Raw genomic sequence first — 12,072 nt, forward strand, 5'->3', positions numbered from 1 at the left:
CTGCGCCTCGCTGTGGATCGACGGTGAACTCGTCCACCTCGAAGACCTCGTCCTTCACGACGCGACCCGCCACATCCGCACCCCCACCCACGAACTCACCATCGCCCGCGACGTGTTGCGCACTCGTCGGCGGATCGCCGCGCAGTTACCGGATTGGCCTTTGTCCCCAGAGGGTATCCGAAATCTACGACAGATGGCGGAAATCAATTCCGTCGATGTGGCAGGGACGCTCGGCGGCACCATAAGTCCAGCGTTGAACAGCGCGGACGGGGACGGAGGAGATGATGCGGACAATCTGCCCGGTGTCGACTATGCCGCCATCGATGCGCTGCTGATTCGAGGCGGCGATTGAAGAGGCAAAGCGTCCCGGCCGAGCCGACAGCAACAGGGCGGCCGATAAGAATCCGCTCGTCTACGATCTCGACTGGGACGAGCTTTCCGTGCTTCAGCATGCGCCTTGGCTCGGCCGGCTGTTTGCCGCTTCGATCCTTCGGGAAACCGGCATTTCCACCGGTGCCCATCTCGCGGCCATCAGTCTAGGCCTGAAAACCATTCCTGTCGATCGGCGTCGGCATCGCGATCGCGAAATCCGGCTGCTTGCCATCGCCCACGGCCTGATTGCGGCTGCCGAGATCGGCATGAAGGAGCATGACCGGCTGGCCCTGGCAAAAACGATGTTCGAGCGAAAACTGGAGGGGCGGCGGGCGTCATCAAAGCTGCCGGAACTGGTCGAGCTCGTCATGGCAAAGCCCCTAGTGTGGGCCGGGATGGTGGCAAAGACACTCTAGGTCACGCCACAGGCGGCGCGGCGGATCGTGTTGGAGCTCGGCCTCAGGGAGATGACGGGGAGGGGGATGTTTCGGGCGTGGGCAATAGTCTGAAACTTCGTGTGGCTCATGCCTTTCGATGCATACGGAACCCATTTGATATTTGGTCTGCGAACAGCGCAGGTCGACCCACCTACTTCCTCCCGTGTTTTAATGCCCTAAAAAACGCTCGACGAAGCTGACCAGCTCTAGTTTCAAGCCAGGCCCAAACTCCAGTCCGAGCTACCGCCCACAAAATGGCAAGTCCGCCCAACCAGTACGGCAGTGTTGTATGGGTAGTCCCCCAATAGTTCTTGCCTAGATCATACATTGCGCTCCCGATAGCACCGAGCAAAATGACACCGATCATATAAAAAAGCAGGCCGGGAGTGCTCGCCTGGAAACTTGCGAAGGCCGTGAAATCCTGAATTGGTTCTTCTTTAGAGCCTTCTCGCCAGTGATAAATTATCAGGCGAGAAAGGAGCCGCTCCTCTTCCGCAGCATCTTGGGCAGGAATCTCGCGACCACGAAGGTAAGATGCCCAAAGTTTTGCTTCGAGCCTTCGTACCTTGCGTATGGGAGCATGCTGGGTAACGAGCGCATGACCGAGCTCGCGTATTAGGAAATAATGCACTCGAACGATATTGAACGCGTTGGCGGAAGCCCGCTTCGCGATAGAATATGGGAAGCTGCGCTGTTCGTTGAGCCTTAGCTCGGTCAACTCTAGCCGCTGCGACGAGCTGACGAAAATTTTCTCCTGCCCGATTATTTCCTGGGTGAAAAGCGATTGAGAGTTACCCGTCAGATGGAGGCGTAGGCGAAGATACTGTGGTCCAGACCCGCCCGCCCGGAGGCGCGTGCACATGGCCTCGGTAAATGTTATGGTTGAACCCGTCCCCTTAAGAGCATCTTCAACTGGCTCCAGCGTTAGATCATCGCCGATGTTGACTTTGTGTACCGTGACGAAAGGCTCGCCGTTTTTTGTCGTCTCGTATCGCAGATCGGTTTTGCTACCGACCTCGACCACCATGTTAAAAACCGCGTCCAGCGTTTGGCCATAGGCCATAACGGTACTCAAATCCTGAAACTGGTCGAGCCGCAAGAGCACTGGGAAGTAAATATAGATGCGGTTGACTGACTTGATGTCGGTCAGCCGAAGGCCGATGTCTAGAAAATTCGTCTTTGAGGGATTGTCCCGCCAGAGGTTGAAGTGGATCTCAACGCTAGGCTGCTCAAGGTTTACATTGACCGCCTGACTGGAATTGCCACCACCCTCCGGCTCGTACCATATCGCCAAAGTCCCATTCATTTTGCATCAGACCTTTCAGCGCAGCTATTAGTTCACGATCAGATTCTCATCGACTTCGCCGAGATCCAGAATGCTAGTGAATTGAGCGTCGCTCAGCGCACGCAGATCCCATTTGGGCTGTGCACTTATGCCTACAACATCAAGCAAGGCGGCTCGATTTGGGCGCTTCGAGAACGCGGCGTTGTAAGTGAGTTTGGCGACATAGAGAGGCCTGCCGTCGTTGTAGCGGTCCCTCAGTTGCTGCTCACTGAATACGCTGTGATCCTTCGCAAAGGACACAAATGTATCAGCGTCCTTGAAGTGCTTTCGTGAATAGGTTTCTTCGACCACACATACCGATGTCGCCACCGAACGGAAGTATGCCTTTCCTTGGATGTCAGTCGTGCGGTAGATGACGACCAAATCGCCTCGCTTCATACGATTGAGCGACAGACCGGCGATGTACACTTTGTGGATCGTGTTGGTGTGTGGAACATCGTCTTCGGAAGCCGGGTCCTCTGTCTTGAGGATTGAGTCCGGTAGAAGGTCAGTATGAAATTCAGGTTTGATAGCCAAAAGCCATTTCGATTTGCCAGCGGTTTGCATCAGCGGGTAGTCTTTTACTATGTCATGCGCGAGACTTTCAAATGAGCGAAGTAGGACAAGCTCTTCTCCATTTGGGGTGGATTTCACGCCTTTCTGTTCAAAACCATAGCGTTTGAATAAATTTACAAGGGATACGTGGGTGTCGAAAACTGTGACATATACTTCCGACGCCTTTTCAAAGATTGCATGATCAAAAATTCGCTTGATGATCCTTTCGCCAAGCTTGGTTCCTCTCGCATTGACTTTAAGTGTGCCGACTTTGAGCCGGCGCTTGGCTGGAAGGGGAGGGTGAACGTCCGAAATCTTTCCCGTTTCCACCTTCATATAAAGGAAGCCGCGAATACCTTGCCCTGGATTTCCATCAATAACATAGACAGGTTCAGTTGCTTTCCTAGCGAACCAGTCCGAAAACTCCTTATACTGGGCTTTCAGACTATCGAAGAACTTGTCGTTCAAATCCACGTCCTTGAATTTTGTCGGGCGTAACGTCTGCCCCATGCGCCTTCCCCCGAATCGTATGTAAATATAGGCTAACAATAACTCGAATAGACCACCATCACTGCACAATTTGAAGTGGGGATGAGCGCCTATCGTAAGTCGCTATGCTAAATAATATTCGCGTCAATGCCATAGCTGACTATTACCCAGTGATTCGGAGATGGCATGCCTGGCGGCGCGAAAGTTGGTACTGTCGGCACGACAAAAAACGCATTGGGTGAGGCACGGGCCGCTGAAAATTGCGTCAATCTCGCGTAATTGTAGAATAAATGTCCGGAGCATTGTGAGCAGCCACAATATTCCTTGCGAGGAATGTTTCTTCACGGTAGCAACTCCACAACACGGAGTAGCATGGCATGGGCAGACTAGCAGGAAAAGTTATCGAGGCTTCAGCGGCGACTGAGCCTCGCGATGAGCACGCAGCAGGTGTCGACCTGCGGCGACTTCGACTGCTCTCCGGCCTGACCCAAGCTGAAATGGCGACCCGAATGAATGTTCAACAGGCTGCTATCTCAAAGCTTGAAAAAGGGGGCGAGGTTCACCTATCGACTGTGAAACGCTACGTGGAAGCTCTTGGAGCCTCGCTGCGCGTGGATGCTGTCTTTCCTGCCGACGCTCGCCTAGTTCTTCGGGTACAGGAAGCATTCGATCTTGAGTATGGGAGCGATGATCAGCTCGTTTTCCCACTCATGGCAGATGAGCCGTTTCGCCCGCAACGAGATGTCGTGCTTTCCATTCGCCCGCAATATTCAGCGAAGATCATGGAAGGCCGGAAGACCGTCGAGCTTCGTCGGCGGTTTCCTGTTTCGGCTCCCAGTGGAACTATGGCCTATATTTACTCAACCTCGCCCGTCAGGGCGATGGTGGGAATTGCTGAGATCAAAGATGTGCTGAAACTGCCAGTGCAGCAAATATGGTCCGAGTTTGAGGACACGGCATTTATCCAACGACACGATTTCGATAGCTATTTTCACGGTCTTGAGTTTGGGTTCGCTCTTCTATTTGAAGAAGTAAAGCCATTCTCCAGACCCGTCCCGCTTACCGAACTTCGCGAAAAGTTTGGTTTTGAACCACCACAGTCGTTCCTTTATGCAAGCCGCGATCTGCGAAAGGCCCTGAGAGATGAGGCAACAGTCGTATCTCATTGATACGAACATTCTTATCGGTCTAGAGGACTACCGCGCTGTAGAAGCAGCCTACGCCAAATTCTCGAGCCTCGCCGCAGCCCATAAGATCACGATCTTCGTACACGAGGCTGCTCGCGACGACATAGCCCGCGACAAAAACGCGGAACGCCGTCGGATATCTCTTAGCAAGATCTCAAAGTACCAAGTCCTCGGCAAGCAGCGAGGCCTTGGCCAAGCTGATCTCGAGGCCGAATTCGGCGCTCTGAAACGTCCAAATGACGTAGTGGATGCCACGCTTCTCCATGCCCTGAAGAGCGACGTAGTCGACTTTCTCGTGACGCAGGATAAGGGGCTTCACGAGCGTGCATTCAAACATTCAGCTGAGCTCGGCCGACGTATCCTATTCGTTGGCGACGCAGTCGATCTGCTAACACAGACATACGAGCCTAAACAGGTCCCTATCCGGCATGTTGCCGAGGTTGAAGCCCACACCATCAATCACAAAGACAGCTTCTTCGACAGCCTCCGCGAAGGATATCCGGAATTCGATGATTGGTGGCGTGAGAATTGTGTTCGCGAGCGCCGCCCATGCTGGGTCGTATATGATGACGATGAACTGGCGGGGTTAATCGTTCGGAAAGGTGAGACGGCCACCGACACGGATGCGGTGACGAAAGCCAGCAAAATTCTGAAGGTTTGTACCTTCAAGGTTGCTCCGGACAAACGTGGCGTAAAGCTTGGTGAACTGCTCTTGAAGCAAGTCCTTTGGTATGCACAGCGCAACCGCTACGACCTCGCGTATCTGACCACTTATGAAGATCAAGCGGCACTAATGAACCTCTTGGAATTCTATGGTTTCATCCGCGCTGGCACAAAAGATAATGGCGAGTTCATCTACGAACGCACATTCTCCTCTGCGAAACTACTCGATGATCCCGCTGTCAACGCTTTCGATGCGGCGAGGAAGCACTACCCCCGCTTCCTCGTTACCGAGAAGGTTCGAGGTTTCGGGATCCCGATCCAAGAAGACTATCACGACACCTTATATCCAGATCTTTGGAAACCGAAACAGCCGGATTTCTTTGTCGGCGCCTCTCGGGCGGACCGCCCGACGCGGCCAGGGAACACTATCCGCAAGGTCTATCTATGCCGGGCGCCGTCTAAGCTTGGAGAGGCGGGCTCCCTACTGTTTTTTTATAAAGGGGTATCCAAGGAGAGCCCCTCACAGGCGATGACGACACTAGGAATTTTGGAAAGCGTTACATACGCAAGCTCCACCAGAGAGTTGATGCAGTTAACCGGCGGGCGATCCGTCTACAGTGAGCAACAACTTGATCGGTGGAAGGCGACGGCAGCTAAACCGGTCAAGGTTATCAACTATCTCCTGGCAGCCTATATAGATCCCGCAGTCGGGTTGAATGAATTGCGAGATCTGGGCGTTGTGAACGGAAGCCCACAACAAACGATTTACGAAATTCGGTCAGATGTTCTTGCACGGCTTCTCAATCGGGCTAACTTGGAGTTCGATATATGAACCAGCGCACGATTGCATTCGTTGGCATCTCTGGAGTCGGAAAATCCACCTTTCTTAGATCAGCCGCCAAGAAAATAGCATTTCAGCACCTGACTGCCGGATCGCTCATCTGTAGAGCGCGCAAGTCAGTGCGTGTCCGCGATCTACTTCGCTTGCAAAACTTGGACGAGAACCAGCGGGTCTTGGTTGCAGGCTTTCAGATGGCAAAAGCTTCCACAAGCCAACTGGTCGTGATGGATGGCCATGTAATCGTTGACGGTGCTGATGGTTTGCAGGCAATCAGCAGTAACGTTTTTGCAGCTCTAGGTGCCGATGCTATCGTCCATCTTAAGGCCGAGCCAGTGCAGATCCTGACAAACCGCGAAGGGGAAAAATCTCGTGATCGCCCGAGATTGACACTCAGTCAGCTTGCCGACCATCAGTCCCGTTCTATAGATGCAGCTTCCACCATCGCATTATCTCTGTCTATTCCATTCAAATTGCTCACTTATGAGCAGATTGATGAGTTTTGCTCATTTGCTACCAGTTTATAGATCGCCTAGTTGATATTTCCTTGTCACAGGTTCGTGCCTATGCATCGAAGCGGTCGAGGAAAGTGCTTGACGTGGCAAAGCGGGTCAGCCCCTCACTTCCATTTGTTTAGATTGCCACGCCCGCTAATGCTGAGTTCAGCTAGATGGCTTGCTCTTTCTGCTGATGTTTGAACGTCGGCCATCGGGTGGAGTCGATGGTAGTGTGAAAGGTTCTTGGTTCATTTGATTGATAAGCATGCTGATCGCTAGTTGAATATCAGAAGGTAGATCCTTGAAAAGCTGGATAATCGGCGCCTCTGCGGACGAAAGAAACTCGGCTGCCCGTTGCGCAACAACAGATCGTGGTGCCAGTTCGGATCCTACGGCACCTAACCACACCGTGGTCGCAGCGGTCGCTGCGGCGATGACCATATTGCGGACGGACAGCACACCGCGAGTGGATGCCTTGTAACTCACGGGCCCTTTCCGGCTGCTAGATTCTAACAACCCCCTAACAGCTTCGGCGATGTCTTGCGCGATCAGCTCATTGCGCACTGCAAAATCGGTGGCGTCCTGTGCATGAGTTACAAGGGTGATCTGTGATAGAAATTCGCCGGTTTCGTTATCAATTTCACGAGCGCTGGGAAATCTCCTTACCCAGGGCGCGACTGTTTTAACCAAATCCTCTAGGGGTCGGCGAACCTCAGGCCTCAAACTTTCAGCGAAGCTGAGTTCACCTGAACGTATCTGATTGTCCAATTCCAAAAAGGAGCCAAGCTCAAGGGCCGCGCTGTAGACTTGCCCAATAACCGATGGAATACCCTCGGTGGGGCGATCCAGAAGAGCAATGAACCGTCTATTTGCAGCGGTAATAGCCGACCAACCGTATTGATTATCAAGTGATCTTGCCGATTCGGCAAATGCTTCTAACTTGCGCCGAGATTCTTGATGCAGCTGCTGCGTTATTGGATGTGATGCGGCTGTCTCGTCGCTTTCGTCGCCCTCGAAGTCGATCTCTAGCGTCTCTCGGCCTGGCCTGAAGGTGGTCCCCAGCTTAACTTGAGGAATGCCGCGTACCTTTTCGGCAATCGATACCTTTTCCGCCAATTGCTCTATGTTGGAGGGAGGCCAGTCGGGTAAATCCATTCCCAAGCGAAGCGCGAAATGGGCCAACACTTCCTTAAGCTCAACGAGCGACTTACGACCGAAATTCGGCAAGCGTAACACCTGGTACTCGGTCATCTGCACCAGATCGCCTACAAAGACCCGATCTGTCGAAAGGATAGCAGTTGCCGTGCTCACTGATAACTCAAGCTCATCGATTCGTAGGAACAGGTATTTATTCAGCGGCTCGGCACGACCCTCGGATGCCCGCTCTTGGCTCTCCTCGAAGTCAAACAATAGCTTGGCTGCCACACGACTTGATTTCACGTCCAGTTTTTTGCGAGCCTGGCTGAGATGGTAGTTAACGGTGATGGTGTTGATCTGCAGTTTCTGGCCAATCTCTCGCGCCTTTAGGCCCTGATGGGCCAACCTCAAGACCTCGGTCTGCCTTTTGCTCAGTCCCTTGAAGCTGCTACTCCGCAATGAATGTCCCACCTCTGTCCGTTCTGCGAAAACGAGTCCCCTAATCGGCATGTATAGTGAAACAGGGCAAAACCGTCGAGAATATTTGCAGTTAGGGTTTGGTCACGATGCGATTGCTTTGATTGCCTCCGATTTATTCGACGGTTGTTGGACAGTGCGAGAACGGCGGGGCTCTAAAGGTCGGAGTAAGCACTTGGTTTTACCTCCGTTTATCGACCCTGCGTCTATGGCTTCGCTCTTCGAACTGTGGTCGAAAGACGCTTTTGAGTGGTTAGTCGGAAGATTTCTGCACCATTCTGTGGCAGCACGAGATTGGTCACACACTTGTTTTGGCCATCCACTTAATGCAACCATGAATCGCAGTCTTTGGTCGCGCGACAGCCGGGGGGATGATGCGAGTAGCTCGAATAGTGATCCAGAATTTTCGCACATTCGCGTCACTCGACGTGAATGTCGCGGATGATCTGTGCTGTATCATCGGAGAAAACAATACTGGAAAGACCGCGATCCTCCGTGCAATCCAAATTTGTCTAGACAACATGCTGCCGTCGAGTTTCCGGGCACTTATGCGCGAGGACATCCACTCCGCGATCGATATCGCCCAGCCCAGCCAGGTTCTGATAGGAATTGAACTGGCTGGGTTCGAGGGACGTGTGAATGAAGAAGCGCTAGTTAGTACCTGGAAGACGGCTGCGGACCGCGCGCGTATATTCTACCGCTTCCGTCCGGGGCCAGCTGTCCGGGAGCAGCTTGCAAGTGGCGACATCCTACCCGGGGCGCTGACCCTCGAAGATTATCAGTGGGAAATCCGGGGTGGCGGTGACCCTGCCATCGACCTCACGGAGATTGCCTGGGATGACGACGGGATCGGCGAGTCGGTGCGCTTTGCAGATCTGCAATCTTACCTTCTTGTTCATCTGCCTGCGCTCCGCGATGTCGAGAGCGACCTGCGTAATCCCCGCCAGTCGCCACTCATCCGTCTGATCGAGGCGTTCGAGATTGATGCGGCCGAGCAGGATGCCCTAATCGCCATCCTCGACGAGGCCAACCAGGCGATCGCGAACTCGGCGACTATTGCCGAAATAGCAGGGGCAATTGACGCACGGTTCAAGGATGTCTCTGGCCCCGCGTTTGAGATGGACGCCACTCTCGGCCTCTCCGCTGCGACCTTCCGCGCGATCATACGCAACCTGAAAATCATTCTATCAGACCTTTCACTTACCTCGTTCGAACCTGGCCGCAACGGTCTTGGGATGAACAACATTCTCTACATTGCGATCCTGATGGAATACCTGCAGCGGCGGATCGCGCTTAACCGCTCGGCCGGCCAATTGATACTGATCGAGGAGCCTGAAGCACATCTTCATCCTCAATTGCAGTTCTCGTTGATCGCGGCACTGCGGGCGATCAACGTGCAGACCATCCTGACCAGTCACAGCACCCAGGTGACCTCTCAGGTTCCATTGAGCAGCATTGTATCTCTCACCAAGCGCGAGGACGCGACCATCGCTGCCGGCAATCTCGCGCTCAATGCCGCGCTGACCGCGCCAGAAATTGCCGATCTCGAACGCTATCTTGACGCAACCAAGAGTGCATTGCTTTACGCCCGTAAAGTCATGCTGGTCGAAGGGCCTGCCGAGATGTTCCTGATCCCGGCACTGATTGAGCAGGTGTATGGCGTGAAGCTCGAGCGGCTCGGTATCTCAGTTATTGCGATCCATGGCGTCCATTTTGACGTCTATGCCAAGCTGTTCCGCGCCGGATCACTTGAGAAAAAATGTGCCATCGTGGCCGATGCTGACATGAAGCCCTCCGACGCCGAGGACTTCGATCCAGACATTGGCACTCCAGATCTTGTGGCCCTGGAAAATGAGTTTGTGTCCACGTTCGAGGGCGCCACCACTTTCGAACGAGAACTAGTATCGCTTGGGCGCCTGCCTATGCTTGTCGAGACCGTCCGTGCACTTGGCGCGCCGCAGATCCTCGCACAGATGGAGCAGGGGTTTGCAACGCTTGCGCTCGGAGGACTGAGCCCCGCCGATGAGACCGCACTCCGTATCGAACTTGGCCGTATCACACTCAATACCGCCAAGCGCTTTGGCAAGGCGCGCTTCGCGCAGATAGCCGCGCGCTATGCCCACTTCGCGACTGATTTGCCGGCCTATATCGAGGAGGCGTATGAGTGGCTCACGGAATGATCCGGCTTACATCGGAACAGCGCGAGGCGGTTGAGTATGATGGCAACCTGCTGCTGACAGCGTGCCCAGGAAGCGGCAAGACGCGGGTTATTCTCGCAAAGCTGCTGACGCTGGCCGATAAGGTTGTCGGCACGCCGCAGTTCATCGGCTGCATTACCTACACCAATGCTGCAGTCGATGAGATCGAGACCAGATTACGCACCTACGGCACTCAGGCGATAGCAGAACGCTGTGAAATCTCCACGATCCACGCCTTCTGCCTGCAATTCATTCTTCGCCCCTACAGCTGGCTGTTACCCGAGGTGCCGGCGTCGTTTCAGGTGCTCTCCCGAGAAAACAGTCAGTTTGAGCAGATCGTGACGGCGGTCGAAGACGCATTCGGTCGCATGCCCGCCGGCCAGGTGTTCGAGGACTATGAATCGCTTCGCATCGACGTAAACGGCGACCCCTGCGGACAAGGGATCGAGACAGGTATTGTCACTGCGGAATCCGCCGCGCTCTATTGGGAGCGCGTCCGCGCCCACGGATACCTCGATTTCGCGATGATCCTCTATTATTCATGGAAGGTTCTTGAGCAACATCCGTTCGTCGGACGCGGCATCGCGAGCCGCTTTGCTTGGCTGCTAATCGACGAATTCCAGGACACAACGGACATCCAGATCGCCATCTTCGGAGCACTCCGGGAGTTCCTCCACACGCGCTTCTTTCTCGTCGGTGACCAGAACCAGTCGATTATGAGCTTCGCAGGTGCGCGTCCCGAACTCGCCGAACAGTTTGGAAATCAGATCGGCGCGCACCGAGATACGACTTTGACCGGCAACTTCCGATGCGGACCGGAGATTGTCGGCACTGCATCAACACTGATCCCGACCGTGCCGCGGATGCAGGCGGCGGGCGATGCCGCGCAAATCGCGGCACAAGTGAACTACGTTAATGTCGAAAGGCCGATTGACGCCATCACCGACTATTTTCTGCCCGCCTTACAGAATGCCGGCATCCCGCTCGGCAAGGCCGCAATTCTTGCACCGTGGTGGACACATCTCATTCCCGTTGCCCGTGCCCTCAGAGAATTGGACGTGCCAGTCTTTGGCCCGGGTGCACGGCCCTATCGACGTCGGCGACTGCTTGCCGGGCTTGCCGAGCAACTCGGAGCTTGCGCCGAGGCAGGCAATTACCTCGGACTCCCGGGGGTGGAGCGGGCGCTGTTTCGGCTCATCGGCGACCTCACCGGTAATTCGCGATATGACATGTTCAGTTATGAAGGGCGTCGGTTGGCGCTTGGCCTGATTTATCTCGCTCGTTCGCTTGCTGAAAAGTATCCGGGCGGCGTCGCTTGGCTGCGCGCCATCGCCCGCGAAGCTGGTGACTATCTAAAACAAGAGGAATGGTTGCCTGGCAGCGCCAAACAGCCGCTGATCGATTCCGCCGAGGAAATGCTATCCGACATGAAAGCCAGTAAGGTTGACCTGGCAAATCTGCTAATCTCCGATATGGGCCTGTTTGCCAATCCTGAGCAGGCGCTCAAGCTGATTACGCTGCACAATTCCAAGGGACGCGAATTTGAGGGCGTTGCTCTGATCTGTATGAATCAGGGCAGTATCCCGCATTTTTCGACATCGACGCAGGAGGCGTACGACGAATCTCGGCGATTGTTCTACGTCGGCCTGACCCGTGCTAAGCGCATCTTGCTCGTCGCGTCAGATCAGTCCCACTGGAGAAACAAGCCGACCCCCTTCATCGCGGAGGCTGGTCTTGGGTGATGCTATCCGTCACGCATCTTTCGATTGCCGTTTGCGGTCGGCGATTTCTTAGAAATCGGCAAGCTTTTTCCCGTTGCGGATCTGGGCGGTGAAGAATTCCAGAAACTTCATCTAAACATTGGCGGGAACATTGGCCAGAGCTGTCGGCAGTCTTGC

General features: G+C 54.3%; 8 protein-coding genes and 1 pseudogene (1 of these 9 running past the window's edge). 6 read left to right on the plus strand and 3 right to left on the minus strand.

Features of this window, described 5'->3' with window-relative positions; all coding sequences use genetic code 11:
• A pseudogene (locus VRZ32_RS02280) lies at positions 1-881 on the plus strand (DUF1612 domain-containing protein); it begins 155 nt to the left of the window's first position.
• Between the two features lie 79 nt (positions 882-960).
• On the opposite strand, the gene VRZ32_RS02285 reads toward VRZ32_RS02280, so the two are convergent.
• A complete protein-coding gene (locus tag VRZ32_RS02285; protein WP_414523823.1) occupies positions 961-2,103 on the minus strand; it encodes a hypothetical protein in 1,143 nt (380 codons plus the stop codon).
• 39 nt (positions 2,104-2,142) lie between these two features.
• Positions 2,143-3,198 carry an N-acetyltransferase gene (locus tag VRZ32_RS02290; protein WP_414523824.1) on the minus strand — a complete coding sequence of 352 codons (1,056 nt, stop codon included), beginning with the start codon at positions 3,196-3,198 and terminating at the stop codon, positions 2,143-2,145.
• A 356-nt stretch (positions 3,199-3,554) separates the two neighbouring features.
• Here VRZ32_RS02290 and VRZ32_RS02295 point away from each other — a divergent pair, with 356 nt between their 5' ends.
• The 3 genes from VRZ32_RS02295 to VRZ32_RS02305 are packed head-to-tail and all read left to right on the plus strand — an operon-like array spanning position 3,555 to position 6,392.
• Entirely contained in the window at positions 3,555-4,346 is a 792-nt protein-coding gene (locus VRZ32_RS02295; protein ID WP_412066631.1) for a helix-turn-helix domain-containing protein, read from the plus strand.
• Positions 4,321-5,859 carry a GNAT family N-acetyltransferase gene (locus VRZ32_RS02300; RefSeq protein ID WP_414523825.1) on the plus strand — a complete coding sequence of 513 codons (1,539 nt, stop codon included), beginning with the start codon at positions 4,321-4,323 and terminating at the stop codon, positions 5,857-5,859. The genes VRZ32_RS02295 and VRZ32_RS02300 overlap by 26 nt, the downstream gene beginning before the upstream one ends.
• Complete coding sequence (locus VRZ32_RS02305; RefSeq protein WP_412066633.1) at positions 5,856-6,392, plus strand: ATP-binding protein; 537 nt, start codon at positions 5,856-5,858, stop codon at positions 6,390-6,392. Before VRZ32_RS02300 ends, VRZ32_RS02305 begins: the two co-directional genes overlap by 4 nt.
• 135 nt (positions 6,393-6,527) lie before the next feature.
• Here VRZ32_RS02305 and VRZ32_RS02310 read toward each other — a convergent pair whose 3' ends face one another.
• Positions 6,528-8,009 carry a LuxR C-terminal-related transcriptional regulator gene (locus VRZ32_RS02310; RefSeq protein WP_414523827.1) on the minus strand — a complete coding sequence of 494 codons (1,482 nt, stop codon included), beginning with the start codon at positions 8,007-8,009 and terminating at the stop codon, positions 6,528-6,530.
• 341 nt (positions 8,010-8,350) lie between these two features.
• On the opposite strand from VRZ32_RS02310, the gene VRZ32_RS02315 reads away from it, so the two are divergent.
• Together VRZ32_RS02315 and VRZ32_RS02320 are read left to right on the plus strand one after the other, a co-directional pair.
• Positions 8,351-10,156 (plus strand): ATP-dependent nuclease, encoded by a 1,806-nt coding sequence (locus tag VRZ32_RS02315; protein WP_412066930.1) that lies wholly within the window; start codon positions 8,351-8,353, stop codon positions 10,154-10,156.
• Positions 10,153-11,916, plus strand: a complete 1,764-nt coding sequence (locus VRZ32_RS02320; protein WP_414523829.1) for a UvrD-helicase domain-containing protein — start codon at positions 10,153-10,155, stop codon at positions 11,914-11,916. Before VRZ32_RS02315 ends, VRZ32_RS02320 begins: the two co-directional genes overlap by 4 nt.
• Positions 11,917-12,072: the final 156 nt, after the last annotated feature.

It is taken from the genome of Pseudochelatococcus sp. G4_1912 (genome assembly GCF_047501465.1).
In the GTDB taxonomy this organism is placed as follows: Bacteria; Pseudomonadota; Alphaproteobacteria; order Rhizobiales; family Beijerinckiaceae; genus Pseudochelatococcus.

Coding starts and splice junctions, on each gene's coding strand:
- VRZ32_RS02290 (WP_414523824.1), bottom strand. CDS start 3,198: ATGGGGCAGACGTTACGCCCGACAAAATTCAAGGACGTGGATTTGAAC.
- VRZ32_RS02315 (WP_412066930.1), top strand. CDS start 8,351: ATGCGAGTAGCTCGAATAGTGATCCAGAATTTTCGCACATTCGCGTCA.
- VRZ32_RS02295 (WP_412066631.1), top strand. CDS start 3,555: ATGGGCAGACTAGCAGGAAAAGTTATCGAGGCTTCAGCGGCGACTGAG.
- VRZ32_RS02310 (WP_414523827.1), bottom strand. CDS start 8,009: ATGCCGATTAGGGGACTCGTTTTCGCAGAACGGACAGAGGTGGGACAT.
- VRZ32_RS02305 (WP_412066633.1), top strand. CDS start 5,856: ATGAACCAGCGCACGATTGCATTCGTTGGCATCTCTGGAGTCGGAAAA.
- VRZ32_RS02320 (WP_414523829.1), top strand. CDS start 10,153: ATGATCCGGCTTACATCGGAACAGCGCGAGGCGGTTGAGTATGATGGC.
- VRZ32_RS02300 (WP_414523825.1), top strand. CDS start 4,321: ATGAGGCAACAGTCGTATCTCATTGATACGAACATTCTTATCGGTCTA.